19 protein-coding genes and 1 tRNA gene are annotated in these 26,794 nt (G+C 42.8%); 15 read left to right on the top strand and 5 right to left on the bottom strand.

The features are described from left to right. Nucleotides 1–73: 73 nt before the first annotated feature. Entirely contained in the window at nucleotides 74–1,294 is a 1,221-nt protein-coding gene (locus QVC79_RS02120; RefSeq protein WP_270595303.1) for a 3-deoxy-D-manno-octulosonic acid transferase, read from the top strand. Here QVC79_RS02120 and QVC79_RS02125 read toward each other — a convergent pair. Then, on the bottom strand, nucleotides 1,283–2,650 hold the full coding sequence (locus QVC79_RS02125; RefSeq protein ID WP_124316807.1) for a S28 family serine protease: 1,368 nt from the start codon (nucleotides 2,648–2,650) through the stop codon (nucleotides 1,283–1,285). The genes QVC79_RS02120 and QVC79_RS02125 overlap by 12 nt on opposite strands. A gap of 117 nt (nucleotides 2,651–2,767) precedes the next feature. Here QVC79_RS02125 and QVC79_RS02130 point away from each other — a divergent pair, with 117 nt between their 5' ends. Together QVC79_RS02130 and QVC79_RS02135 are read left to right on the top strand one after the other, a co-directional pair. Continuing rightward, nucleotides 2,768–3,232 carry a DUF2059 domain-containing protein gene (locus tag QVC79_RS02130; RefSeq protein WP_087421436.1) on the top strand — a complete coding sequence of 155 codons (465 nt, stop codon included), beginning with the start codon at nucleotides 2,768–2,770 and terminating at the stop codon, nucleotides 3,230–3,232. A 123-nt stretch (nucleotides 3,233–3,355) separates the two neighbouring features. Continuing rightward, nucleotides 3,356–4,696, top strand: a complete 1,341-nt coding sequence (locus QVC79_RS02135) for an MATE family efflux transporter (RefSeq protein WP_270595304.1) — start codon at nucleotides 3,356–3,358, stop codon at nucleotides 4,694–4,696. Nucleotides 4,697–4,701: 5 nt separating this feature from the next. On the opposite strand, the gene QVC79_RS02140 is transcribed toward QVC79_RS02135, so the two are convergent. The 3 genes from QVC79_RS02140 to QVC79_RS02150 all read right to left on the bottom strand — a co-directional run bounded on the left by QVC79_RS02140 (nucleotide 4,702) and on the right by QVC79_RS02150 (nucleotide 8,641). Beyond that, nucleotides 4,702–5,505: a class I SAM-dependent methyltransferase gene (locus QVC79_RS02140; protein ID WP_270595305.1), complete on the bottom strand. Its 804-nt coding sequence runs from the start codon at nucleotides 5,503–5,505 to the stop codon at nucleotides 4,702–4,704. 83 nt (nucleotides 5,506–5,588) lie between these two features. Then, on the bottom strand, nucleotides 5,589–6,206 hold the full coding sequence (locus QVC79_RS02145; protein WP_270595306.1) for an HAD family hydrolase: 618 nt from the start codon (nucleotides 6,204–6,206) through the stop codon (nucleotides 5,589–5,591). Nucleotides 6,207–6,232: 26 nt separating this feature from the next. Then, nucleotides 6,233–8,641 (bottom strand): TonB-dependent receptor, encoded by a 2,409-nt coding sequence (locus QVC79_RS02150; protein WP_270595307.1) that lies wholly within the window; start codon nucleotides 8,639–8,641, stop codon nucleotides 6,233–6,235. Nucleotides 8,642–9,002: 361 nt separating this feature from the next. Between QVC79_RS02150 and QVC79_RS02155 the strand changes: the two genes are divergently transcribed. From QVC79_RS02155 to QVC79_RS02170, 4 genes are all read left to right on the top strand, one after another. Then, nucleotides 9,003–9,087 (top strand) — tRNA-Leu (locus tag QVC79_RS02155). A gap of 168 nt (nucleotides 9,088–9,255) precedes the next feature. Next, complete coding sequence (locus QVC79_RS02160; protein ID WP_151411798.1) at nucleotides 9,256–10,179, top strand: alpha/beta hydrolase; 924 nt, start codon at nucleotides 9,256–9,258, stop codon at nucleotides 10,177–10,179. Nucleotides 10,180–10,203: 24 nt separating this feature from the next. Then, nucleotides 10,204–11,574 (top strand): MATE family efflux transporter, encoded by a 1,371-nt coding sequence (locus QVC79_RS02165; protein WP_270595308.1) that lies wholly within the window; start codon nucleotides 10,204–10,206, stop codon nucleotides 11,572–11,574. A gap of 365 nt (nucleotides 11,575–11,939) precedes the next feature. Next, complete coding sequence (locus tag QVC79_RS02170; protein ID WP_124315845.1) at nucleotides 11,940–12,374, top strand: PepSY-like domain-containing protein; 435 nt, start codon at nucleotides 11,940–11,942, stop codon at nucleotides 12,372–12,374. Nucleotides 12,375–12,427: 53 nt separating this feature from the next. Here QVC79_RS02170 and QVC79_RS02175 read toward each other — a convergent pair whose 3' ends face one another. Next, the gene (locus QVC79_RS02175; RefSeq protein WP_270595309.1) at nucleotides 12,428–13,516 is read right to left on the bottom strand and encodes a linear amide C-N hydrolase; all 1,089 of its coding nucleotides are present in this window, start codon (nucleotides 13,514–13,516) and stop codon (nucleotides 12,428–12,430) included. Between the two features lie 141 nt (nucleotides 13,517–13,657). Between QVC79_RS02175 and mtnA the strand changes: the two genes are divergently transcribed. From mtnA to QVC79_RS02215, 8 genes are all read left to right on the top strand, one after another. Then, nucleotides 13,658–14,713: an S-methyl-5-thioribose-1-phosphate isomerase gene (gene mtnA, locus QVC79_RS02180; protein WP_270595310.1), complete on the top strand. Its 1,056-nt coding sequence runs from the start codon at nucleotides 13,658–13,660 to the stop codon at nucleotides 14,711–14,713. 216 nt (nucleotides 14,714–14,929) lie between these two features. Next, nucleotides 14,930–17,521: an ATP-dependent chaperone ClpB gene (gene clpB, locus QVC79_RS02185; RefSeq protein ID WP_270595311.1), complete on the top strand. Its 2,592-nt coding sequence runs from the start codon at nucleotides 14,930–14,932 to the stop codon at nucleotides 17,519–17,521. Nucleotides 17,522–17,664: 143 nt separating this feature from the next. Beyond that, a complete protein-coding gene (locus tag QVC79_RS02190) occupies nucleotides 17,665–18,234 on the top strand; it encodes an RNA polymerase sigma factor (RefSeq protein WP_124315850.1) in 570 nt (189 codons plus the stop codon). Between the two features lie 105 nt (nucleotides 18,235–18,339). After that, nucleotides 18,340–19,503 carry a FecR family protein gene (locus tag QVC79_RS02195; RefSeq protein WP_124315851.1) on the top strand — a complete coding sequence of 388 codons (1,164 nt, stop codon included), beginning with the start codon at nucleotides 18,340–18,342 and terminating at the stop codon, nucleotides 19,501–19,503. 174 nt (nucleotides 19,504–19,677) lie between these two features. Further along, nucleotides 19,678–23,205: a SusC/RagA family TonB-linked outer membrane protein gene (locus QVC79_RS02200; protein ID WP_270595312.1), complete on the top strand. Its 3,528-nt coding sequence runs from the start codon at nucleotides 19,678–19,680 to the stop codon at nucleotides 23,203–23,205. A gap of 13 nt (nucleotides 23,206–23,218) precedes the next feature. Next, nucleotides 23,219–24,814 carry a RagB/SusD family nutrient uptake outer membrane protein gene (locus QVC79_RS02205; RefSeq protein ID WP_270595313.1) on the top strand — a complete coding sequence of 532 codons (1,596 nt, stop codon included), beginning with the start codon at nucleotides 23,219–23,221 and terminating at the stop codon, nucleotides 24,812–24,814. 26 nt (nucleotides 24,815–24,840) lie between these two features. Next, the gene (locus tag QVC79_RS02210; protein ID WP_270595314.1) at nucleotides 24,841–25,794 is read left to right on the top strand and encodes a hypothetical protein; all 954 of its coding nucleotides are present in this window, start codon (nucleotides 24,841–24,843) and stop codon (nucleotides 25,792–25,794) included. Nucleotides 25,795–25,817: 23 nt separating this feature from the next. Further along, on the top strand, nucleotides 25,818–26,783 hold the full coding sequence (locus tag QVC79_RS02215) for a hypothetical protein (protein WP_270595315.1): 966 nt from the start codon (nucleotides 25,818–25,820) through the stop codon (nucleotides 26,781–26,783). Nucleotides 26,784–26,794: the final 11 nt, after the last annotated feature.

The raw sequence follows: 26,794 nt of genomic DNA on the forward strand, positions 1-26,794 counted from the left end.
ATTATGTGATTTTAGGTGCATGATTATGAATTTCGAATAATCACTGAATCTAAAATCATTAAATCATAGAATTATGCTATATAATTTCGGGATTATTGCATATCGTTGTGCTATCGGTGTGGCCTCTCTTTTTAACGAGAAAGCGGCATTATGGGTAAAAGGGCGAAAAGGAATATGGAAACGGATGGAGGCTGTTGAGCGTGGAAAGGGACGATTGGTGTGGGTTCATGCCGCATCGCTGGGAGAATTCGAGCAAGGACGTCCGGTGATTGAGAAATTGAAAGAGATCGAGCCTCATACAAAAATATTATTGACCTTTTTCTCTCCTTCCGGGTACGAGATTCGCAAGAATTATCAAGGAGCCGATTATATCTATTATTTACCGATTGATACTCCTTCAAATGCCCGTCGTTTCGTGGAAACATGGAAACCGGACGCTGCCGTGTTCGTGAAATACGAGTACTGGTATAATTATCTGAATGAACTGCATAAACATCAGGTGCCGACATATTTGATCTCTGCAATTTTTCGTCCGGAGCAACCGTTCTTTAAGAAATGGGGGAATTTGCATCGTCGTATGCTTGGGTTCTTTACTCGTCTTTTCGTGCAGGATGAGGAATCGGTGAAGTTGTTGTCAACGATTGGTATTACTCACGTGCAACAGACGGGAGATACTCGTTTTGACCGGGTAAAACAGATTGCGGATGCGGCAAAAAGAATCGAAAAGGTGGAGGCTTTCTGTAATGACAGGAGGGCCGTGGTTTGTGGAAGTACTTGGCCCGGAGACGAAGATATTATTCTGGATTATATTAATGCGCAGGAAGGAAATTACAAGTGGATTATCGTGCCTCACGAGATCGGGGAGGGGCATATCAAAGATATTTTGGGCAAGTGTCGCAAGTCGGTAGCTCGCTATACAGATGAGACAGCCGATGTGACGAAATGTCAGGTTCTCGTGGTTGATACGATCGGGGTGCTGTCTTCAATTTATCGTTACGGTTCTATCTCCTATGTCGGGGGTGGTTTCGGGAAAGGGATTCACAACACGCTTGAGGCTGCAATCTACGGTATTCCTGTTCTGTTCGGGCCGAAATATCACAAGTTTAAAGAGGCGGTTGATTTGATCGCTTGCGGTGGGGCGTTTTCAATCTCGGATAAGGAGCAATTTACTTCCTTGATGGATTCATTAATAAATAGCCCGGCAATCGCTGAGGCTGCCGGGCAAAGTGCTTTAAAGTTCGTCAATCAACAACTTGGTGCGACAGACGCAATTATTCGTCAGTTAGTAGATTAAAACTTCTTCAATTTCTTCTTCGACTTCCGTACCCGTGAGCCATGATTTCAATACTTTGACAATGGCAGAACGGGTAAGGTTTTCGAAACTTGCAATGCGACATTTGTGGTCCATGTTGGCTTTGATGTACTTGCGGCATTTGTTGTTTTTCTTCAAATCGACAGCCGTGGCGCTCCAAGGATCACTTCCCCCGTAAATGAAAAGAATGTTTTCTGCATTGGTCTGTAACCAATGATTAATATCCTGCAATTGTTGTGTGTTGAACGGGGCATTTTCATATCCCTTAGGCATGGCGAAGTCGAACGTGATGATCGGTTCCGGTTCATCCTTGAAGAATTTCTTGAACGGCTTGGTATTATAAGCGTACATGCCTGTTTCTGTTAGAGCGGCATAATAGAACGCCTGTAAATTTTCAATGGCTTTGTCGTCAAAGAAATCCGGGGAAGACACTTTCACCAAGTAGTTGAATATCTCGTTATAATCGTCTTCTTCCGGTTGGGGCATATCATTGATGTTGTTTCCCCATTGCCAGAATGCAAATGGGAATTCTAGGATCGTGAGTTTGAAAGCCCGTTCTGTCCCGCCGACTTTGTTGAATGAATAGCCTTTTGCTTGCGTTAATTCCTGCATGAGCGGCATAAGCTTATCCATATTTTCAAGACATCTCTTTTGAAAATCGAAGATTTGCCATTTAATATCTTTTCCACCACCTTCGAGTAATTTTCTGTTTTCCGGGGTTCCGCCCAGTTTGGAAAGGAATTTTTCTAACCGGGGATCAATTTTTTCCAAGTTAATGGGAGCCACGTAAGGTACGCTTATCTCCACGTCTTCCGGGTAGAAATAACGGTGATAGACGGTTGTCTGCCCCCCCTTGCTGATACCCGTGGAGATCCATTTCGTGTTTGGGTATATCTTTTGTCGTAGGGTTTGAATAATTTCGTGCTGGTCCGTGGCAGCCTGTTTCAAGGTCAAGTCGGTCCATGGGGTTTCGCCTTCGGGCTTACTGTTATTGAAAAAGCGGTGTTCGATGGTAAGCTGGTTCGTCTTGAATAGTTTTGACAACTCGCTTTCTGCCGGGGAATAAATCCCGTACCCTTCGAGGATGGCTACCATGGGAGCGTTGAAATCCCGATGCCCCAGCAATACCCTTTGTTTGAAAGTTCCTTTCGAGGGATTATTATGGTCTATCGGTTGTTCGTACCAGAATTCGTAGTATTCCGTGTAAGGTTGAACTTTTAGTTCCCGAATACCGGATATTTCTTTGATTTGTTGTAATTTCTGTAATAACGGACCGTTTGCAAGTACTGATCCGCAAGCTAATAATAGAGTTACAAAAAGTGAAAATACATATCTCATAGTTCAGTTCTTTGCGTTATCGTGCTGCAAGGTATAAATTATTTCTGTTTTTTCTTGTCTCGTCCGCACTTTTGTGTAAAAAAGGTATCTTTGTAACACAAATTAAAATATGATGTTATGAGAAAAATTTTATTTATCCTTGTTCTTGTTTTGGGTATAGGAGGTGTAAGTGTCGCTCAGACAGCACAAACTCAACCTTCTAAAGAATACGTTGCCGCATTGAAAAAAATGATCGTGGTTTCCGGAAGCGATGCGACATTCAAGCTTGTTATCCCGCAAATGTTTGCCATGATGAAGCAACAACTCCCGAATGTTCCTGCTGAATTTTGGAGTGAGGCAGAAAAAGAGATGATGAAGACATTGGTAGATGACTTGGTTGAAATGTTAGCCCCGATTTATCATAAGCGTCTAACTTTGTCCGATTTACAGGAAATTACGAAATTTTACGAATCTCCTGTCGGTAAAAAAATGGCTGCCGCGCAACCGGCAATCGCTACTGAAAGTATGGCTGTCGGACAGCAATGGGGTATGAAGATCGCGACGAAAGTACAGGAGTCGTTGAAGGCGAAAGGGTATTTATAGGAGTTGATAAAGTTTGTAAGGCCGTTTGGTAATCAGCTCTCCCTCTGTGTAAGGGGGAGTTGGAGGGGGTAGTACATGGCTTTATAAACCTTATGAACTTTCAAACTTGTTTATTTTGTTGAAATGAATTGGCTGCAAAAATATAGAGAGGATTATTCGGCGACGATCAAGATCGGGGTGCCGATTGTGTTGGGACAATTAGGGATTGTGGTTGTCGGATTGGTGGATAATATTATGGTGGGACATTTCAGTACGTCCGACTTGGCGGCTGCTTCTTTCGTGAATAGCGTGTTTAATATTCCGATCCTGTTCGGGATGGGATTTTCTTATGGTTTGACACCTTTGGTTGGGCAATTCTTCGGGCGAGGTGACAAGTTCCGGGTTGGCGGGTTGTTACGTAACAGCTTGTTGGCAAACTTTATGATCGGGTTATTTCTTTCTGTGGCGATGGGAATTATGTACTTGAATGTACATAGGATGGGACAACCGGAAGAGTTATTACCCTTGATTCGGCCTTATTTTCTGTTGCAGTTGACCTCTCTCGTGTTTGTTATGATGTTTAATAGTTTCAAGCAATTTGCTGATGGCATCACGGATACAAAGACTTCCATGTGGATTATGTTGTCGGCTAACCTGCTGAATATTATCGGGAATTCTCTCTTGATTTATGGTGTGTGGGGACTTCCGGCATTGGGATTGACGGGAGCGGGGATTTCTACTCTGGCCTCGCGAATTTTCATGTTCGTGGCTTTTGCTATTCTCTTTTTCCGGAAACAATCTTATCGGCGTTATCTTGTCGGCTATCACCGAACGACTTATAACACGGGAGATTTGAAAGTGCTGAATAGAATGGGGATGATGGTCGGTTTACAAATGGGAATGGAGACAGCATTATTCAGTATCAGTGGGGTTATGATCGGTTGGTTGGGAACGGTTCCCTTGGCAGCCCATCAAGTGGTGGCCTCTATCTCCACGTTAGGGTTTATGGTCTATTATGGAGTTGGGTCGGCTGTTTCTATCCGGGTGAGTAATTTCTTCGGAAGGGGAGATATTGCAGGAGTCCGACGGGCAACTTTGGCAGGAACTCATTTGCTGGGATTATTGGCCATCTCGGTTTCCGTGTTCTTTTTGTTGGTGCGGGAGCATATCGGGTGGTTATATACTTCGTCAGAAGATGTGGTAAACTTGGTTGCCGTGTTGATGGTTATTCTGGTATTCTACCAGTTTGGTGACAGTTTACAGATCATTTTTGCTAATGCCTTGCGTGGCGTGGCAGACGTGACCTCTATGGCGGTGATCTCTTTTATCGGTTATTTTGTGATTGCGTTGCCAGTTTCTTATGTCTGTGGTTTCGTGTTGGATTGGGGAATCGAGGGAATATGGGTCGGTTACCCCGTGGGCTTAACGCTTACCGGGGGAATGATGTGTTGGCGATTCTATCATTTCTTGCGGAAAAAAGGATAGGGCATTTACTTTTCAGCGACAATGAACATTTCACTGCTTGACGTGAAGTTGTTCTTGCCAAGTAAATTTTTATGAATGGATATTTCCCGGAATCCTATTTTTTTCAATAGGTCTGTAATCTCTTTTTCGGAATAATATCTTTCCCAAACGATAAATTGTTTGATAGTATCTTCGACAATCAAATTATATTGATACGCGAATGCTTTATCCCGCGGGTAATGGAATGTCTGGCTTAAAAGTAAGTACTCACTTTCATTCCAGAAACCTCCGGAAGGTTCGTATTCCCAGCTTTTACCTTCCTGTCTGTCATTGATAATTCCTTCAGAGAAAATATCAAAAATGAAAATCCCGTTATCCGTCAGCGAGTGATATATATTTTTCAGTAATTTGTCCCGGTCACTATCCGAATGGGTTCCCATGTCGCAATAGATCATGGTGATCAGATCGTATTGTCCCGTGGGGTAATTCATGATATAATCTCCTAATATGTATTCAATGTCCTTTCGTTTGTGGGTGGCATATTCTATCGAGGCTTTATTGAAGTCAATACCCGTTACGGTGTGCATTTCGTCCGCAAGGAGCGACGTGTACAATCCCGGTCCACACCCCAGATCAAGCAAACGGCTTTTCGGTTTCGTGTGTTGGAGTATAAAATTCACGATCTTCACGATGTATTCTTGCCTTCTGCTTGCTTCGTCGGAGTGAAGATCAAGATGCTTTTTTAACATCTGCTGTTGGATATAGGGATCGGTCCAAATGTTGTGGTCGGATTTTTCAAATAGAATCGGTTTGCGGTCATTAATCTTCATTTTGTCCGTTTTTAGGATTTTACCAAAAACTTTTTCTTTCAGGTAGGTCGCTAGTTGCTCCTTTATGCTTTTACGTTCGAGAGTTATAGGGTTGCCCGTTGTTTCTTCTCTTTTAGTCTTTCCCGGATTTCCTCGTAGCCCTTGTGCCTGTCGGTGAAATGTACCGTGTTAATTCCTACTGCTTGTGCGGCCTTCACGTTGGGTTCCAAATCATCAATAAACAGACACTCTTCGGGTTTTAAATGATAGCGATTTAGAATCAAGTCGTAAATTTCCCGGTCGGGTTTCACCATGTGTTCGAGGGCAGATATGATTTGCCCGTCAAAGTACTTGAAAACTTCCCGTGTTTTCAGATAATCGTAGAAATCGACAGACATGTTGGAAAGACAATAGAGTTTGAATCCCCGTGCGGAAAGTTCTTTAATCAAAGTTTCAGTTTCGGGAATGGAGACCAATGAATGTTTCACGTGTTCCACGAATTCGTTACAGTCTTCGGGTGGGCAACCGGATAGGATGGCGACTTTGTTGATCAGTTCTTGGCGAGTGACGTCTCCCCGGTCGTAATCCCGCCAATCGTTCAGGAAAAGACGGTTCTCTCTGACAAAATTCACGAGAATAGGATTCCCTTTAAAGGTTTCAATTACTCGTTTGGCATTCCATTCGACAACAACTCCTCCGAGGTCAAAAATAATATTCTTCATATTTTCAGTGTTAATCGGTTATCTGTTTAAAAATCAATAATAATACCCACGGACGGTAGTAATGTTCCCGTGTCATTTTTGATGTATCTCATCAGGTAGTGATCCGGGTGTTCAGGGTTGATTTTGTAACTTCCGTCCGGGTTCTCCTGCGGTACGAGCAGATCGGGGCTTTTCGTCTTGTGGTCATAGATATTCTGTATATCGGCATACAGGATTAATGACCATTTTTTGAAATAAAAACTCCGGTCAACCCGAATGTCCAGCTGGTGGAACGAGGAGGCCCGTTCGCTATTGAAACGGGAGTAGTCAAGATAAGGTTGCCGCTTGGCATCCCAAGCTGCTATTCGTGAACTGGTTTCTGCGTCATAAGGAGTGAAGGGTGCCCCGTTCGTGATTCGCCATTTCATACCTATGTCCCAGAGACCTAACTTGCGGGTTGCCGTGAGGGAAAGGATATGGCGGTTGTCCCAACTGCTGGGAATATATTCCGAGATCGGTTGCAGGTTATGATCCATTTTCTTGAACTCGGAATAGTAATACGTGTAAGCGAGCGATGCCACGATCCCGAAAAATTCCTGTGTGCGAACCATCAGTTCTACCCCGTACGCTCGCCCCTCGCCGAGAGATTTCACGGGTTCGTCACCTACCGCCACGTAATTGGTACCTTTGTTGGCAAGTACGATGCTATCCAGTAGGGAAACCGGGTAATGGTCGTACGTTTTGTAGAACCCTTCCAGTGTGATTTTTGTCCGGCTACCGGGGCGATATTCCAAACCGGCCACGTAGTGGTTTGTCCCGATATATTTCAACCCGTTTTGTTTATTTACTAGTTTTCCTTGCTCGTCGGCATATCCCATCGTGGTGTACGAGGGAAGTTGATAATAGCGTCCGGCATTTGCATTGATAAACCATTCGGGGGAGAGCGAGTAGGAGAGAGACAACCGGGGTGATACCTGTTTGAAAGGATTGTTCATTCCCGACGTGTAACTGTTCCCGTCAACTCGGACTCCTACCGAAACTGCAAGACGTTCCAGAAAGAAATTTTTGCTGATTTGCCCGAAGAGAGACCATTTGAAAAAATCAAAATTCTTGTCGTAGCGTACATGATTCAACACTCCGAGGGTGTATAATTCTCTTGTTGTCTTGTTTTTGTAAGTAGCGTATTCGATCCCGGCCCCGACATTCAACTTGATGTCGTGTCGTAACAAATGATTGTGTTCGAATCGGAATTTATTCTCCGTTTCGCCGGAATTGTAATCCACCAGTTTCGTTTGGCTTTTGTCGTTGTTGGTGTATTTCTCGATCTCGTTTTGCAGGGTACTGCGACTGAGTACGAAAAGGTGGTTCCAACGGTCCCCGTAATGTTTGTAAGTAATTCCGATCGTGTAACTCCATTGCACGCTCTCCGGCAGGTAGTTGAGCATGTATCTTTGGTCATCATCGGGAGCTTTCATCCCTTTATTGAGATGATTAACATCGTAAGCCCCGATGCCCAGTATGGTTAATTCGTTTTTCTGGTTGAACTTGGTTTCCGTTTTGAACTGGAAATCATTATACACGGGCAGAAAAGGGAGACCGATCATGTCGAATAGGAATTTCAGGTAACTCCTGCGGGCGGACATGATGAACGTGGTTTTAGGTGTTAGAGGCCCGTCCAGCGATAACCCGAAATCCGTCGCCCCTAAAGTTCCTCGCACTTTTATTTTGTCAGGGTTCCCCGCTATTTGCCGGAAGTCGAGCAGGGAACTCATCAGGTTTCCCCGGGAGGCAGGGAATGCTCCCGAGTAGAAATTTACCTCCTTCACGAAATCGATGTTCACGATACTAACCACACCACCCGATGCCCCTTGTGTAGCGAAGTGGTTCAAGTTGGGCAATTCTACGTCATCCAGATAAAAGCGGTTTTCGCTGGGACCTCCACCTCGAACAATAAAGTCATTTCTGAAAGCGGGAGAGGAAAGGACTCCCGGCATGGATTGTAATACTTTCGATATATCTCGATTCCCGCCCGGGTTCTTCTCTATTTCAGCGATCCCGATGCGTTGTAAAGAAACAGGACTTTCAACCGCTTTGCGGAATGGATTGGCCTTGACCGTTACTTGTTCCAAGTTGACTTGGCTTTCTTCCAGTCCGATGTTTACCGTGCGTTCTGAGGCCGTGTTTACCATGAATTCTTCTGATAATTTTGTTGTGTAGCCGATGCTACTCACTTCCAAGCGATTGAAACCCAACGGCACGTTTTCTATGCGAAAGTACCCGTTTTCGTCGGCAGCTGTGCCTGTGGTGGTTTTCCAGATCACCACGTTGGCAAAAGGTATTGGTTCATTGTTTTTACTGTCAAAAACCCGTCCCTTCACTACACCTGTTTGTTGTGCGGAAAGGCAAAGTGGAAGAAATAATAACGGGATAAAAGCAAATCGTATAATAGTTTTCATGTTTTTTGTATCTCTTGCAAAAGTAATTAAAATAGCTGATTTGTCAACAGGGGGATAACCTAAACTAATTCCAAGCTTAATTCGGGGATATAGTTGGGTAATAATACGGTCACGCCCTTTTATGGCCCTTTCATTACCCTTTCATAGCCCTTTGCCAATAGAGTTACATGAGGATGTCAACGATGTGTGCTGGATTGTATGAGATTATAACCCGAAGAGTTGTTTGGGTGTGCAATTGATTTTCTTGGTGTTATGGAAATGACAGAATGTTGTTGTAAATATTTTCTACTTTTTCTTGTAAAAAAAATGTCATTTTGTTTGGAGTTTGAGAAAAAAGATCTACTTTTGCACCCGAGTTCACGCCCAGGTGGCGGAATTGGTAGACGCGCTGGACTCAAAATCCAGTGTCCCTTAAAGACGTGCGGGTTCGATTCCCGCCCTGGGTACTAAAAAATCGAAAGATAACCCTCTTGGTCTGATGATTGAGAGGGTTTTTCTTTTGATGATAGTTTTCATGTAAACTGGAAGAAATCTTTTTGTTTATTTGAAAGGTAGGATTAGAAATGGCGTGAGAAAATTGAATGTTTATAATGAATTGTAAACTAAGATTATATATGTATAGATATTCGTTGATTATTCTATCTTTTCTAATGATGACGGAACTTTCTGCTCAAAAGATAGAAAAAGTACTTCTTGATAAGAATGATACGACAAGGAATTGCTACACGATCATTTATCCTGACTCGTTACCATGGATGGGGTACTTGTTTTTGGTACCGGGATTTGGTGAAACGGCCGAGGATGTTTTGCTGCAAACAAAACTACCTGTCGAAACAGCGGAAAGGGGAATTTTGACTATTATACCTACTTTTCAGGATGGCGTTTCTTCGTTTGGGTTTGATAGTTTGAGCCAGCAGGCATTTCGTCGAATCGTTGATGATGTGACGAGTAGACATAAATTGCAGGATCTGGAATATTATCTTGGAGGCTTTTCGATGGGAGGAAGTACGGTTGTAAAATTTGCGGAAACGGCAGATAAAAAGCCCAAAGCTGTTTTTGCCATAGACTCACCGCTGGATTTTGAACGGTTTTATAATTCCACGAAACGGGATGTCATGTTGTTTGGAAAGGGTGGTTCTGGCGAAGAGAACATATATCTTTATCTGCTTTCAAGGATCGAGCAAATCATGGGAGGAACACCTCAAACGGCCTTGAAGAATTATCACAAAATATCTCCTTATTCGCTTTCCGACACGACGCAGTCTGCTATAAAAGGATTGTTGGGTACACCGATTAGGATATATATAGAACCTGATATTCAATGGTGGCTTGATGAACGGGAAACAGATGTCTTTGGTTTGAATATCATTGATTGTTCTGCGATGATTAATGAATTAAAAAGGTTGGGTAACGACAGGGCTGTTCTTATTACAACTCAGAATAAAGGGTATCGGAAGCCGGATAATAACCGACATCCACATTCTTGGAGTATTGTTGACAATAGAGAGTTGATAGAGTGGTTGTTGCAACAAAAATAGTATTTACGTTTTTCAGAGAGGGACGTGGCGTTTAACGGTATAAAAAAGGATCGGGGTCTAACGACCGGAAATATAACTCTTGGGTTGTTGTGGTTCGCTGTACCCATGATTTTAGGGAATCTGTTGCAACAATTCTATAATATTGCCGACACGCTGATCGTGGGGCAGTTTTTGGGGGCGAATGCGTTGGCAGCAGTCGGATCGGCTTACTCGTTGATGATATTTCTGACTTCGGTACTTTTGGGGTTGTGCATGGGGAGTGGGGCCATTTTTTCTCTGCAATATGGGGCGGGAGACCGGGAGGCATTGAAACGTAGTATTTTTGTTTCTTTGGTGTTAATAGGCTTGGTTACTTTGGTTTTGAATGTCGCTGTTTTCGTATGGATCGATCCCATTCTGAGATTATTGCAAGTCCCGGAAGCTGTTTACCCGTTGATGCGTGATTATCTTTGGGTAATCTTTTGGGGTATCGGGTTTACCTTTATCTATAATTATTATGCCTCGTTACTGCGTGCGATAGGTAATTCCATCGTGCCATTGTGGTTTTTAGGAGTGGCGGTTGTTTTGAATATTGCGCTTGATTTGATTTTTATTTTGTGGTGTGATTGGGGAGTGAAAGGAGCGGCATGGGCAACTGTTATCGCGCAGGCCGTTTCGGGGGTAGGACTTTGTGTGTACACGATCCGGAAATTCCCGGAGTTCCGAATTCGGCGGGAGGATATGTGCATGAAGTGGCAAACGGTAAAGGAAATTGCGGTCTATTCATCTCTGACTTGCGCCCAGCAGTCCGTGATGAATTTCGGTATATTGATGGTACAGGGATTAATCAATAGTTTCGGGGTTGCCGTGATGGCAGCGTTTGCGGCCGCAGTTAAAATAGATTCGTTTGCTTACATGCCCGTGCAGGATTTCGGGAACGCCTTCTCGACGTTTATAGCCCAGAATTTTGGTGCTGGGCAAATGAAACGTATTCGGGATGGAATCCGGGTGGCGGTTGTTTCTGCAACTATTTTCTGCGTGTTTATTTCTCTTCTTGTATTCGGGTTTGCCCGTCCCTTGATGTTGATTTTTGTTCCGGTACATGAAACGGAAATTATTTCTATTGGGGTCCAGTACCTACGAATCGAAGGGGCTTTTTATTGCGGAATCGGTTGCTTGTTCCTGTTGTATGGTTTCTATCGGGGGATTCGGAAACCGGGGATGTCGGTCGTGTTGACTGTTATTTCTTTGGGAACTCGTGTCGCTTTGGCTTATGCTTTATCCGCGATTCCGGCTATCGGGGTTGTGGGAATCTGGTGGTCAATCCCTATTGGTTGGTTACTGGCTGATATTGTCGGGTTGTGGTATTATCGGAGATTATTCTCGAGAGTCACGAGATCGAGTATTGGTAAATAGAACCTGTACATCAATTGAATCCTGTCAATAATTTGTTTCGTTTTTATTATAATTATATTGGAATCCTATTGATACTTCATTTAGACCATCGAGCATTCATCTTGTATTCATCGAACATTTATTTTCGATAAAATTGATTTTTAGATTGATTCTGTTTGGTGGAATCTTGTATGGAGGATTATATTAGCTATTCGTAAGGGTGTGCTTAAATGATAGAGGGGCGGGGTGTGAAAATAGTCAAGCTATTGCTCAAATGTAATTCTAAAAAAATGAGTAGTATTTTATTTTTCCAGATTCTTTTCAGATTCGGGGGATATTTTTGTCATGTAAATAATAAAATAGTAACCCATTAAAAATAGAAGAATATGAAAAAGATTGTTTTTTTACTCGTATGTTTATTCTCGATGACGATAGTAAAAGCTGATAATGACAAGCCGATTGAGATGAATCAGTTACCGGCGAAGGCGCAGACGTTTATCACGACTTATTTTAAAGATCAGAAAGTGGCATTGATAACACAGGAGACAGGTTTGTTTTACAAGAGTTATGATGTGGTGTTTGCAAGCGGGGAAAAGTTGGAATTCGATAAATCGGGAGATTGGACAGAGGTGAAATGCAAAACGGGTGAGGTTCCCGCTGCCATTATTCCGGAGGCAATACTTAAATATGTGAAGGCCAATTATCCGGATGCAAAAGTTTTAGAGATCGAGCATGATTCGGAAGGATATGAGATCAAATTGTCAAATCGCTTGGAGATTAAATTCAATGATAAGTTTCAGGTAGTGGATATTGACGATTAAAGATAAAGTGAAAGTGTGTGTAGGGGGGCTGTTTAAGTGGCCCCTCTATTTTATTATCCGATCCGGATCGGGATTATCGGTTGCTGGTTTACTTTGTCGAGAGGCTCTGTTTGATATTTTACCCGGGCAAAATTGATCTTACGGAGATCGATGCAACGAATGGCGCTATCGTACATGGTACGATAGTAGATCATGCGGTTCGTCATGTCGGTTGCCGAGGTCCATTGCGTGGCGCTTGGAATATCAACGGGAGTTTGGTCGGGAGCGAATTCGATTCCGATGGGTATGTCAAAATTATTCAGTATTTGGAAACATTGAATAACGGTTTGTTGTCCTGTCTCTTGACGTGGTGCGGTCGCTTGGTAGAAAGCGGCACGGACAAATCGGGAGGGAGGGGTGATATCGCCCGGTATACCAAGAAAACCACTTCCGTTTCCGAAAGAAGTAAGAGCCACTCCGTCTAGTTGTTGGGAGGGGGCCATACCGGGAATCAAGTTGACATAGTTATTCAGGTTTGTCATCTGCCAGTCGAAACTTGGGGAGTTGGTCAGTACGCCTAGTTTGTTCTCGTGAAAGATCGGTTTTTCATTGATGATTTCGAGAACGATCTGGCGTCCGGTGGTGTCGGCAAAACGCCAGTGGGCGGTAGATGCCCTCGGATCGATACCGATGACATGAACTTTTTTGATGGATTCTTTTACTTCGTCCACGGTCTTGCAACTGCCCAATATCCATGAAACGAGTTGTAGGTCGGCAATGCTGGATGCTTTTTCTTTGGGATTGTAAGTCTCATATTTTCCATGTTGCGGGAAGTAAAACAGTCCGGCGGAAAGTCCCGCCTCGTTCAGTCCCTCTGCCACGAATTGTTCTTGCTCCACGGCTAACCCGATATACCCGTAGCGAGCAGTGAAAATCATCCCTTCTGTTGTGCCGCCGGGAATGTAGGATTGTTGTTCGTACCCTCTTGGTACGACAACATATTGGCTGTTGAGATTGCTACCTCCCCATTCTATGGTGCGGGCCACGATGCAGGAACCATCCTTGGCTTTCAACGTGATTCCGGTGCAGGCTTTGAGTTCTTTGGGGAAGAAGGTGATAAGGGGTAATACCACCCATAGGATTATTGATAATTTTTGTTTCATAAGAGCATTGTTTTTATTTTAAGATAACGGGGAAAACGGCCTTTTGTTTCATACTTCGGAAGTTTCATGGGTGTAATCTGTGAGGAAATATGTGGTTACTGTAAATGTTTTTTGTTAATATTGCGAAAAACTATTTTCAACATGGATTTGTTTACGATCGTGACCGCGCGTGCGGATTATGAGCTGGGTGCGTTGGTGATTATTGACCAGACGCAACTTCCGGAACGGGAAGTTTATTTGGCGTTGAAAACTCCGAAGGAAATTTGGGAGGCCATTTATTTGTTAAAGGTAAGGGGTGCGCCTGCCATCGGGGTGGCTGCCGCTTACGGGATTTCCGTGTGTATGCAAAAGGTGGATGAGGTTGGTGATTTTTACCGGGAGTTTGCAAGGGTGAAGAATTATCTGGCATCTTCCCGGCCCACGGCGGTAAATTTGTTTACGGCATTGGAGCGAATGGAAGTCGCGTTGTTGAAATGTCAAGGTGCGGGGGTGGAAGTTTTGAAACAAGTCTTGCGGGAAGAGGCCGAGGCGATTCGGAAAGAAGATGCGGCGGCGTGCCGGAAAATTGGAGAACATGGATTGTCACTGTTGAAACCGGGTATGGGCTTGCTCACGCATTGTAACGCGGGGCATCTGGCGGTTTCGGAATACGGTACGGCTTTGGCCCCGATTTATTTGGGACAGGAACAAGGATTCGGTTTTTCGGTTTTTGCCGATGAAACCCGCCCGTTATTGCAAGGGGCGAGGTTGACGGCCTTCGAATTGCAGAAAGCGGGAGTGGATGTAACCTTGATATGTGATAATATGGCCTCTTCGGTGATGAAACAGGGATGGGTGCAGGCCGTGCTGGTTGGGTGTGACCGGGTGGCTGCCAATGGAGACACGGCAAATAAAATCGGTACTTCGGGGGTAGCCGTGTTGGCTAAATATTATGGAATTCCGTTTTACGTGCTGGGGCCGACGTCTACCATTGATATGGATTGTCCCACGGGCAAAGAGATTAAAATTGAGGAACGAGAGCCGGCAGAGGTGACCGAGAAATGGTATGCCCGAAGAATGGCTCCCGAGGGGATTCACGTGTATAATCCCGCCTTTGACGTGACTCCTGCCGAGGTGATCACGGCTATTATCACGGAGAAAGGGATCGCTTATCCCCCGTTTAGTGACACATTCCGGGGATGGAAAGAATGTAAATAATTAAGCCATTTTGTCATATGATTTGTGAAATACAAAGACAAAATGACACACTTGTAATACCTCTTGTTTTAGAAAACGAAAATCAATAGTTCGTTTTTTATTGATTGTTAATGTTATAGGTCGAAATGTTTTTTCATTTTGTCGAGATGAAACTTTTGGATAAGAGTTTCGGTATATACTTTGTAAAAGTGAAGGCAGAAAGGAGAAAATGAGACTATGAACATGAACAATTATACAATTAAGTCGCAAGAGGCCGTGCAGGCAGCCGTGCAACTTGCGCAGGAAAAAGGTCAGCAAGCCATCGAAACAGGTCACCTGTTGAGAGGCGTGATTGAGAAAGGCGAAAACATCACGAACTTTATTTTTAACAAGTTGGGTGTAAATAGCCGGAATGTTTTGGCCGCTTTGGATCGAATCGTGGATGGATACCCGAAAGTGTCGGGAGGCTCTCCCTATTTGTCCGACGAGGCCAATAAGGTGTTGGAGAAAGCCACGAAGTTGGCGGGAGAGATGGGTGACCAGTATGTTTCTTTGGAACATATTTTATTGGGATTATTATCTGTGAAGGACCCGGTTTCCGGTATGTTGAAGGATGCGGGAATGACCGAGAAGGAAACCCGTGCGGCGATTGACGAGTTGCGGAAGGGATCGAAAGTAAATTCTCAGTCGGCAGAAGATAATTACGATGCGCTGGGGAGGTATGCCATCAATTTGAACGAAAGAGCCCGGAACGGTAAGCTGGATCCCGTGATTGGACGAGATGATGAAATCCGTCGGGTATTACAGATATTGTCCCGGAGAACAAAAAATAACCCGATCTTAATCGGTGAGCCGGGTGTTGGTAAAACGGCTATTGCCGAGGGATTGGCGCAGCGTATCGTGAACGGGGATGTGCCTTCAAATCTGGCATCCAAGAGTATTTACTCGCTGGATATGGGAGCCTTGATTGCGGGGGCAAAGTATAAAGGAGAATTCGAGGAACGTTTGAAATCGGTTGTGAACGAGGTGTTGTCTTCGGAAGGAGAAATTATCCTGTTTATTGATGAGATTCATACCTTGGTGGGAGCCGGAAAGTCTGACGGAGCAATGGATGCGGCGAATATATTGAAACCCGCTTTGGCTCGTGGAGATTTGAGGGCTATCGGTGCGACCACGTTGAACGAGTACCAGAAATATTTTGAACAGGATAAAGCCTTGGAGCGTCGTTTCCAGAAGGTGATGATTGACGAACCGGACGTGATGAGTGCGATCAGTATCATGCGGGGATTGAAGGAGCGTTACGAGAATCACCATAAGGTACGGATCACGGATGATGCAATCATTGCATCCGTGGAGTTGTCCCACAGGTATATTTCCGATCGTTTTTTGCCGGATAAAGCTATCGACTTGGTGGATGAGGCGGCTGCCCGTCTGCGTTTGGAGATGAATTCCGTGCCGGAGGAGATTGATGAACTAGACCGTAAGATCAAACAGTTGGAAATCGAGAAAGAGGCGATCAAGCGGGAAGGGAAAAGCAAGAAACTGGACGAGATCCAGAAAGATTTGGCCGATTTGAATCAAGAGCGTACGAAATTGCGAGCCCAATGGGAGTCTGAGCGTTCTTTGATTGACGAGATCCAGAAGAATAAGGATGCGATCGAACAGTACCGTTTCGAGGCAGACCGGGCCGAGCGGGAAGGCGATTACGGAAAAGTTGCCGAGATTCGTTACGGTAAGATTAAGGAGGCCGAGCGTCGTATTGAAGAGGTGAAGGCCAAGCTGGCGGATATGAAGCATGGAGAGTCGTTGATTCGGGAAGAGGTGACGGAAGATGATATCGCGGCAGTCGTGTCCAAGTGGACGGGTATTCCGGTGAGCCGGATGATGCAGAGCGAGCGTCAGAAGTTATTACACTTGGAAGACGAGTTGCACAAACGGGTAGTCGGTCAGGAAATGGCCATTACGGCACTGGCAGATGCCGTTCGTCGTAACCGTGCAGGATTGCAGGATGCGAAACGTCCCATCGGTTCGTTTATCTTTCTCGGAACCACGGGTGTCGGTAAAACCGAGTTGGCGAAGGCATTGGCAGAGTTCCTGTTTGACGATGAATCTTTGATGACCCGTATTGATATGTCCGAGTACCAAGAGCGTCATTCTGTTTCTCGGTTGATCGGGGCGCCTCCGGGGTACGTGGGATATGATGAAGGTGGTCAGTTGACGGAGGCTGTTCGTCGGAAACCTTATTCCGTGGTTTTGCTGGACGAGATCGAGAAAGCTCATCCCGACGTGTTCAACATCTTGTTGCAAGTGCTGGATGACGGGCGTTTAACTGATAATAAAGGTCGGGTAGTCGATTTCAAAAATACGATTATCATCATGACTTCGAATATCGGTGCGCATATCATTCAGGAACGTTTGAAAGGCATCGATGAGAATAACCGGGATGAGGTACTTGACAAGACGAATCACGAGGTGTACGAGATGTTGAAACAGACGATTCGCCCGGAGTTCTTGAACCGTATCGACGAGATCATCATGTTTGCCCCGTTGAAGAAGTCGGAAATCGTGGATATTGTACGTTTGCAATTCAATGGCGTAAAGAAGATGTTGGAAAACAATGGTATTGCCATCGAGATTACCGACAAGGCAGTTCAATGGTTGGCAGATGCCGGGTATGATCCGCAGTTCGGCGCTCGTCCCGTAAAACGGGTTATTCAACGTACATTGCTAAATGATTTGTCAAAACAGATTCTTGCAGAGGAAGTCTCCAAAGATAGCCGTATCGTGGTAGACGTGAAGGATGATAAGATCGTTTTTGAAAATAAATAAGGATTCTTAAAATCATATGAAGTAGGTCGTTTCAAAGAAGAAACGGCCTACTTTTTTGTATGACGGTAATATCTCGATAATTTTGATTCTTGACGAGAATGTCTATCTTTGCATGAATCATAATTGTCGATTTAGATTTTTGTATGGTATATAGTGAATCGGAGATTGTACATGCGTTAGAGGCAGGAAATGAAATTTGTCTGAATATGCTTTTTGATAATTATTATCGGGCATTGTGCGTGTATGCTTTTCGGTTTGTTTCTGATGCAGATGATGTAGAGGATATTGTGCAGGAGGTGTTTGTTTCTTTCTGGATGAATAAAAAGCGAACAGTTTTTTCCGGTTCCGTTCGTTCTTATCTTTTCGGGGCGGTAGCCAAGGCCGCCTCTAAGTTTGCTACACGGCGGGGAAGGGTTATGTTTGATGACGTGGAGAAATATGTGGATCAGTTTTTAGAAGAACTGGGAGAATATGATGAGGACGAGTTCGCTTGTTTGCGTGATAAAGTATATGCCCGGGTGGAGGCTTTACCGGAAAGGACAAAAGAAATATTTAAAGCCGTGGTGTTGAATAATTTGACTTACCAGCAAGTGGGTGAACGGTTTGGAATAACCGTGAATACCGTGAAAACGTTGTATTATAGGGCATTGAAGCAGTTAAAAGAAGAACTGGGTGGAAACGCTTTGGTGTTGTTTTTTATTATTCTGCGATAAATTTTTACACCTTCATTTTGTTAAAATTATTTTTCCTGCAATTTTTCCTAAAAAAGTTGTCATCTCTTTTTCAATCTTCCGGTATATAAAAGAAAAGAGATCGAGATGAACGATAAAATTTGGCAGAGGATTGGTGATTATTGCTCCGGACTTTTGGATAAGAGTGAGGAACGGGAGTTGCGTGCGTGGATGGACGAGGCGGAGGAAAACAAACAACTTTTTATGGAGGGGGTGAAAATGGTGCGTGAGTATCAAATGGTTGCTTGTTCGGGTAGGGATGCCTCGGATTCATTGAAACGTGTACGGGAAAAGATCAAGGTTCGCAGGAGAAGACAATTATGGATTCAGGTTGCAGCCGTGGCTTCTGTTGTGATCCTGTTCGCCTTGTCATTTGTATTCTTTTATGTCCCGGAATCACAGGAGTTATCTCCCGTGTTGGCTAAGGTGCAGGCAGGGGGAACGAAAGCAACTCTAACCGTGGCTGATGGAATACAAGTTGATTTGACTCAAGATAATTTGCAAGAAGTGATCGAGCAGTATGGGGTTACTGTTTTGAGAGATAAAAAGAATGAATTGCGATATGATAATGTGGAGGTGAATGACGAGATAGAAGAAAAACCGGTATATCACACGATCTCTTCCCCAGTTGGAGGGGAATACCATTTCACGCTGGCAGACGGTACGATGGTATGGTTGAATTCATCTTCACGACTAACATTCCCCACTCGTTTTACGGGAGATACGCGAGAGGTTCTTGTTGAGGGTGAAGTGTATTTTGAAGTGCAACCTGACGAAAATAAGCCTTTTATCGTGCGGGTAAATGATGTGAGCGTGCGAGTGTTGGGAACGAAGTTCTGCATTTCGGCTTATCCCGAAAATGAGGGAATTATGACAACTTTGGTACAGGGGGCCGTGCAAGTAACATCCGGAGATAATCAGGTGGTATTAAAACCGGGATATCAGGCCGTGGTCGATCAACGTTCCGGGGCAATCAGCCAGAGGGCCGTGGAACTTTCTTTGTACACCTCGTGGGTACGGGGAGTATTTGAATACGAGAACATGGAATTGAATGATATTGTGGTACAATTGGCCCGGTGGTATGATGTTCAATTCTCATTCTCGGCTCCTGAATATAAAGAGCGTCGTTTTACCGGCGTGGTGCGGAAATATGAAGATTTGAATGACGTGTTAGATATGATAGAAAAAACAACTAACGTAAAATTTATTATTAATGGAAGAAATGTTACAATAACCTCAGTGATGAAATAGAAGAAACACGAAAACGGGAAATGTTCCCAGCATTCCCCGTTCCATGTTGAAAATTTAATGGCAGCCTTCGGCAAAAGGCTACGTTTATTAATCAAAGTATCCAAATGTATGAAAAAAAGACGAAATTCTACACAATCCTCGCCTGAAAATGCGAGGGGAAAAATTTATTTAGCGATGAGATTAACTTTGTTTTTAACCCTGTTTTTCTCTTTTACGGCAATAGCCAGTGTATCGTCACAATCCGTGACGTTGAAATTAGAGAATGCAAGTCTCAGAGAGACCATTAAAGAGTTGAAGAATCAAACGGGAGTTTATTTTGTGTTTAATGAAGAGGAGATTGCGCGTTTGAATGTGAAACTTAACATGGTTCTGACGAATGAACCTTTTGAAAAAGCGTTGGATCGTATTTTCGAGGGGCTACCTTTTAGCTATGAGTATGCGGAAGGTGTGGTTGTTGTAAAGCCGCTACCACAGGAAGACGAAAAAGAAAAATTGAAATTGGTAAAAGGAAAAGTGGTCGACACGGATGGACTTCCTCTTCCCGGAGTGTCTGTTGTTGTGGAGGGAACGACTCGCGGAGTGGCATCGGATGTGGATGGTTTATTCCAAATTATGATCGAGAATAAAGTTGGACAAAAATTACTTTTCTCTTTTGTGGGGATGGAGCAAAAAGTAATTACTTGGCAAGGACAGGATTCTTTACACGTGGTGATGAAGTATTCTACGGTAGACATGGATGAAGTTGTCGTAACAGGTTATCAGACCGTGAATCGTCGGGAGTCTGCAAGTGCGGTTTCAGTGGTGAAAACGGAAGAAATTTATATGGCGGGAGCTGCAAGTATTGACCAGATGCTACAGGGACAGATCCCGGGATTGATGGTTATCAATACCTCGGGAGAACCAAGTGCAACCCCGAAAATTCGTATTCGTGGAACTTCTACCATTAATGGTAATAAGGCTCCAGTTTGGGTGGTTGACGGTGTGATCTTGGAACAAGATGTGCCTATCACTGCTTCGGATTTGAATAGTGAGGATGCCGAGTATCTGGTTGGTAATGCCATTGCCGGTATTAGTCCGCAGGATATTGAATCCATTACCGTATTGAAAGATGCATCCGCCACGGCAATTTATGGTGTGAAAGCTGCGAATGGTGTGATCGTCTTGACTACGAAAAAGGGAAAGATAGGAAAGCCTACTGTATCTTATCATGGAGAAATGGTTGTAAATCAGCGTCCGTCTTATCGAAATTTTGACTTGATGAACTCGTCAGAGCGTATGACATTATCGAAAGAAGTCATCGAGGATGGATTGAAATACGGGAGTAATATTTCGCTTGATCCCAATGATTCTTATGAAGGATTAGTGAACGAATTGGTAAATAGAAGAATTACTCATGCAGAATTCTCCGAGTTAGCGATGGCAATGGCTAAGCGTAATACCGATTGGTTTGATATTCTGTTCCGGAATGCGGTAACTCATAATCATACGTTAAGTGTACAAGGAGGAAATGAGCAAACAAGATATTATTTTTCTGCCGGGTATAACAATAATCAGGGAGCAGCGCAAGGTTCTTTGAGTGAGCGTTTTACTACGTTGGCTAAAGTAGACGTGAATTTAGGCGAGTATGTCAATTTTATGACTAAAATTGATTATAGTACAACCAAGAATGATGGATATACTGTAGGAGTAAATCCTTTTTCTTATGCGTATAAAACTTCTCGTACGTTGAGTCCTTACGAGGCTGATGGCAGCTATCATATGTACAAACAAGGGTCTGCCTATGAATATAATATTTTGAAAGAGTTGGATGAGACCGGTCAGACGGCTAAAACAAATGATTTTAATGCCTTGTTAAATTTGAATGTAAAATTAATCAAGAATATATCTTATCAGGGAACTTTCTCTTTCCACAATTCAACGACTGAACAAAAAGACTGGCAAACGGAAGAATCAAATGCAGTAGCAAGGATTCGGGGGTATAATTATAAAGAATATGACGAGACTGAAGATAAATACTGGGAGTCTTCGTTGCCTTATGGTGGTATCTTAACCAGTAAAAATACGACAAAAACCGGTTATACCGTGAGAAATGCCTTGAACTACGTGGCCGTATTTGGAGATGTACATGATATTAATATTTATGTCGGTTCTGAATTGAGGGGAAATAAGTATGGTGGTACGAGTGTAACAGGCTATGGTTGGACTCCTGAATTTGGGGAACGTTTTATGCCGATTTATACAGATAGATTTACACAAAATTATGCAGCGAAAGGGAAATTACTTCCCACGAATACGAATACCATATCTCGAGTGGCCTCTTTCTTTGGAACAGCGAGCTACACTTATGCCAACCGTTATGTTTTGAATTTTAATATTCGTTCCGACGGGGCAAATAAGTTTGGTAGTAATCCAAAATATAGGTGGTTGCCTACATGGTCTGTTGCCGGTAAGTGGACGTTGACCAATGAAAGTTTTTTATCTGCTTTTGCTGATAAGGGACATTTCGTGTCGATTCGCGGTAGTTATGGGGTTCAGGGAAATATTCACGATGACTCGACTCCCAATTTGATATTGGAAATCGGTGATCGTAATGAAACGAGTACATTGGAACAATCAACCATTTATCGTTTGCCTAATCCTGATTTACGTTGGGAGAAAACTTCTTCATGGAACGTTGCGGTAGATTTTTCTTTCTGGTCGGGAAGATTATCTGGAAGTGTGGATGTATACAAAAAACATACGGATGATTTGATTATAGACAAGATCGTTGCAGCATCTAATGGTAAACAACACCTGTTTATCAATGCCGGTGAGATGAACAACACTGGTGTGGAGGGTAATTTGAGCGTTGGTTTATTGAGAAGTAAGTTATTTGACTGGAACTTTAATGTAAACTTTGGAAGAAATACAAACGAAGTGATTTTGGCGAATGATAATTTGTACAATGACTTGGAGAAGATCACTGAAATGTTGAATGGAAATTTAGCTATAGAAGGCGAGAAATTAGGAATGATGTATTCGTTTGCTTATGCTGGATTGTCTGCTGATAATGGTTATCCTTTGTTTTATGGGCAAGATGGTAAAAAATATCATGGTGGTGATCCGACAATGATGAAATTGGTCAAGAGTGGTTCCATCAACCCGGATCTTTCAGGTGGTTTTGATACACAATTAACATTTAAAAAACGTTTGTCTCTGAGCATCGGTTTTGCTTACAGTATTGGTGGTGTGAAACGTTTACCTGCCGTTTATGATGATAATTCCAAGGTATTTGATCCTCTAGCGAATGTTTCTACCGATTGGAAGAAACGTTGGAGAAAATCCGGAGATGAATTAAAGACCGATATTCCTGCGCTCTATAATTCAGAATTTGCAAATAATTTTAGGTATGAGGGGTTAATGAATTATGTAGATGACGAGGACGGTAGACGTGCCGTGGAGCAATGTACTTATTATTATGACAAATCTGATCATCGGGTTGCTAAAGCGGATTATTTACGTTTGCGTTTAATTGGTTTGAGCTATGCGATGCCGGGGGAATTAGCAAAGAAAATAGGTGCTTCTTCCATGATGTTACGTTTTCAAGCAACCAATTTACATGTATGGGCCAGCAAGAAATGGCAAGGCTTAGATCCTGAAACTCCGGATGCTAATATTCCGGTATTACCTGCCTATAGTTTTGGAATAAATGTTTCATTCTAAGAAATTTGAGTATATGAATAATAATATTTTTAGATATAGTGGAAAGATATTGTTGGGAGCGTTAATTGTTACGGGATGTAGTGATTATTTGAAAGAAGATTCCGGAGATTTGCTGATTCCCAAGAAGGTAGAGGAATATTCTCCGATGTTATATGCGGAAGGTTATCCATCGGAATTTAATGATGATGTTGCGTGGTTTAAGTTGATGACGGATGATGTAGAGTCCGGCCGTTTAGAAATTGATTCTTTGGGCGAAACCTATTTAGACAAAGATGGGAATGCTTTTGATATTCTTGAAAGTGGAGAAGGAAAGCAGGCCTATACTTGGAACGTGGATATAGAGGAAAAATTGACTGATAATTTTTGGAATGCTCGTTATGAGAATATTTTGGCTTGTAACATTGTGATAGATGCTTTACCAACCATGGAGGTGCAGGATTCCGGTAAATTCAATCATCTGGCCGGACAGGCTTACGCTTTAAGAGCTTATAATTACTGGTGTTTGGTGAACACTTATGCTGTACCTTATGCTGAGGAGAATATGGAAAAAGCAGGCGTTATTCTTCGTACGACTCCGCAAGTGGATATACAGGCCCGTAAACGCTCCACTCTTCGTGAAACTTATAAATTGATTAACGAAGATTTCGAAAAGGCGGAAAAATATATGGAGGGCAGTACGGCAGCGGATAATATACATCTGTTAACGAAACCTGCCGTGTGGTTATTAGGGTCTAGAATTGCGCTTTTTCAGGAAAATTGGGATGAAGTAATTCGTTTAGGAGAATTGTTCATGGAAAGCAATGCGGCGGTTTACGATTTGAATTCAGTTGATCCGGAGTTGCTTACAAATATAAATGATAGTAAGGGCTTTTGTATGATGGATGGTCTGGTTAATCCGGAAATTGTATTTACATTTGGAAATTCGTCATACATGTATGATTTCTTGGCTATTACTTTATCTGGATATAATTATGGATTAGGATTTCGTCCGTCAGCGGAGGCTGAAAACTCATTGTTGAAATCATATGAGGAGGGCGATTTACGTTTGCAGGCTTATTTTAAATCGGATAAGCCGGGAGAGACCGACAAATGGGGTTTTTACACGGAAGCTACCTATAATTATCAGTATCCGATTAAATATCGAAGAAGATATAGTACCGGGGCAGAGAAACCGAATGAAAAATTGTTTCATGAGAATTGGAGGAGTGTTGAAGTACTGTTGAATCTGGCGGAGGCTTATGTTCGGAAGAGCAATGCGATAGACCAGCAGGCTATTGATTTGTTAAATTCATTACGCCGTGGACGTATCAGTACGGATAAGTATGTTGACAAACAAATGGCTGATTTTAAGAATAGTGATGATTTGCTTAAATTCATATGGGCAGAACGCCGTCGGGAACTATGTTTTGAAGAAGCTATGCGTTTCTGGGATCTGCGTCGTCAGGGGATGCCGGAGATCGAGCATCGGTGGTATACTTCTTGGAATAGTTACGAAACTTATACCTTGAGGCAAGGTAGTCCAAACTATGTGCTTAGTATCCCTTCTTCAGAATTGACATACAATACAGATTGTATTGATAATGCCCGGGAAGTGATTAATGCGAAGTAATGATTTATCTTTTAAAATGATTGATTATGAAAAAAATTTTAAATATATATCTGATATCTGTTATATTACTTATTTCAGCGTGTTCAGAAAAAGTGACCCCGAATCCGGATTTGGGTGGACCATTATACGGGTTGACTAAAGGAGAACCCGGTTCATTGGAAGAATTGATTTATAACACTTGGGAATTTTGCGGTGTGTATTATCTATATGATTATAGTGAGTATGCTTTTCAAACCGCTAATTGGACTGGGGGCGTTAATAGATGGTATACTCCTGTAAAGGAGGAAAACCGGGAACTAGTGAGAACGGTTGTAAATAAATTACACAATGAAGTGTTTGCCGGAATGGACGGAGATTATATCCGGAGAAATTGGTTTATACGGGTATTCTTGTGTGATTCTTTGTGTGATAATTCTTCGTATGATCCGGATGAATTAGTTGAAACTTATTTGGAGCGTGAGGATATGTTGATTATCCCTAATTTGGGAGAAGTAATGAAAGCTTACACGGATGAGGATTGGACTTCATGGAAAAAAGAGTTTTCTGATCTGTTGATTTCACGCTTGTATTTAGGAGCGACAGAGCAACCAACTGATTTCTTCAATTCAAGATTGAAAGGTTCAAATGGGAAAGATGCAATTGCAATATATGCAACGGCTTGGTTAGAAGATCCTGATGGCAAATATACAGATTGTATTTATACTTTCCGTACGAATGGATATTGGAATAGTTCCCCTGCGGAATCTGTTATTATACCCAAGCAACAGGTTGATATTGCTGACTATATTAGTAATTTAACCACAACACCAAAAGCAGAATTAGATTACACTTTTGAACATTTCCCAAGAATGTTGGAGCGTACAATTGACATCGTTCCATATTTGACGGATGTACTTGGATTGGATATCGTTGCCATGCAAAATGCTGCTTGTCCCGATGATCCGGTGGAGGCTGATTATTTTAAGAATCTACAAGAATGATTCGTCTGTATAATATAAGAAATATGTTGAGAAAGACAATCATGATATTGGTTTGTGTCGGATGCTGCTTGGCGGCATCTGCACAAACTAACTTAGAAAGTTTGAAAGAGAAATACATGGTAAACAAGCGTGACATTAAGGTCGTGAAGAAATACGTGGAGGCCTTGGAGGATGCGAGAAAGGGAAAAGAGGCTGAACAGGTGATAAAGGAATATATGTCTCGGTGTCCGGTGTTGCAGGTGGAAGATAAGGATACTTACTTGCTATTAAATAAATATGTATTTGCAGACCCTTATTCCAATGTTTTTGAGTATGGCATTTATGCTGTGAAAAAAATGAAATGGGAGCGGGAAGAAAGCACCGCCCCGGAGGATAAGGCTGCACGTTTGAAGAGACTTTTCAAAGGATTGGGAAGTGGGGTTAGTGGGGATAATGAGATTGATAAGAGATATGAGGTATTGATGGTGTTGAGTCGAAATTTGAACAAAGAGATCGAGAAACAATGTGAGCCTCATTTCCAGAATGAACGGTATGTTTGGCCATTGTATGATTCATTAAAACTGGAACGATTGACGTATCTGGTAAATAAAGGGCAATTATTGGGGCAGGATGGAATGCGTTTAAAACTCGCTATTATTAAAGCTTTGCATATAGGAGATAACGAACAGGTATTTCGAGACTTGGAAGTAGCTGCGAACTTGCACATGACAGATGTTCGGGGTGAATATATTGTAGCAGTTTTGACCCTTCTTTCTGAAAGGAATTTGGATAAGAATTTAATTGACAGAGTCTTGTCATTCGTGTTGAGGATAAGTGAACAGGAAGAGGCCGAGGGCGGTACGACCAATTATTATAACTTGTTAGGTCGTTTGTATGCTCTTGTGGGAGACAGGGATAACGCTGATAAATATAAAAAGATGGGGGATGCCATAGAGATGGAGCGGATGGAGCGGTATAAGGATTTGTTTGAAGCAACTCAGTCTAATTAATCTGGAAATAT

It is taken from the genome of Butyricimonas sp., assembly GCF_019423355.1.
Taxonomy (GTDB): Bacteria; Bacteroidota; Bacteroidia; order Bacteroidales; family Marinifilaceae; genus Butyricimonas; species Butyricimonas faecihominis.

Bases quoted from the DNA above. Each gene is read 5' to 3' on its own strand.
- QVC79_RS02120 (WP_270595303.1), top strand. From the start codon at position 74: ATGCTATATAATTTCGGGATTATTGCATATCGTTGTGCTATCGGTGTG.
- QVC79_RS02125 (WP_124316807.1), bottom strand. From the start codon at position 2,650: ATGAGATATGTATTTTCACTTTTTGTAACTCTATTATTAGCTTGCGGA.
- QVC79_RS02130 (WP_087421436.1), top strand. From the start codon at position 2,768: ATGAGAAAAATTTTATTTATCCTTGTTCTTGTTTTGGGTATAGGAGGT.
- QVC79_RS02135 (WP_270595304.1), top strand. From the start codon at position 3,356: ATGAATTGGCTGCAAAAATATAGAGAGGATTATTCGGCGACGATCAAG.
- QVC79_RS02140 (WP_270595305.1), bottom strand. From the start codon at position 5,505: ATGAAGATTAATGACCGCAAACCGATTCTATTTGAAAAATCCGACCAC.
- QVC79_RS02145 (WP_270595306.1), bottom strand. From the start codon at position 6,206: ATGAAGAATATTATTTTTGACCTCGGAGGAGTTGTTGTCGAATGGAAT.
- QVC79_RS02150 (WP_270595307.1), bottom strand. From the start codon at position 8,641: ATGAAAACTATTATACGATTTGCTTTTATCCCGTTATTATTTCTTCCA.
- QVC79_RS02160 (WP_151411798.1), top strand. From the start codon at position 9,256: ATGTATAGATATTCGTTGATTATTCTATCTTTTCTAATGATGACGGAA.
- QVC79_RS02170 (WP_124315845.1), top strand. From the start codon at position 11,940: ATGAAAAAGATTGTTTTTTTACTCGTATGTTTATTCTCGATGACGATA.
- QVC79_RS02175 (WP_270595309.1), bottom strand. From the start codon at position 13,516: ATGAAACAAAAATTATCAATAATCCTATGGGTGGTATTACCCCTTATC.
- mtnA (WP_270595310.1), top strand. From the start codon at position 13,658: ATGGATTTGTTTACGATCGTGACCGCGCGTGCGGATTATGAGCTGGGT.
- clpB (WP_270595311.1), top strand. From the start codon at position 14,930: ATGAACATGAACAATTATACAATTAAGTCGCAAGAGGCCGTGCAGGCA.
- QVC79_RS02190 (WP_124315850.1), top strand. From the start codon at position 17,665: ATGGTATATAGTGAATCGGAGATTGTACATGCGTTAGAGGCAGGAAAT.
- QVC79_RS02195 (WP_124315851.1), top strand. From the start codon at position 18,340: ATGAACGATAAAATTTGGCAGAGGATTGGTGATTATTGCTCCGGACTT.
- QVC79_RS02200 (WP_270595312.1), top strand. From the start codon at position 19,678: ATGAGATTAACTTTGTTTTTAACCCTGTTTTTCTCTTTTACGGCAATA.
- QVC79_RS02205 (WP_270595313.1), top strand. From the start codon at position 23,219: ATGAATAATAATATTTTTAGATATAGTGGAAAGATATTGTTGGGAGCG.
- QVC79_RS02210 (WP_270595314.1), top strand. From the start codon at position 24,841: ATGAAAAAAATTTTAAATATATATCTGATATCTGTTATATTACTTATT.
- QVC79_RS02215 (WP_270595315.1), top strand. From the start codon at position 25,818: ATGTTGAGAAAGACAATCATGATATTGGTTTGTGTCGGATGCTGCTTG.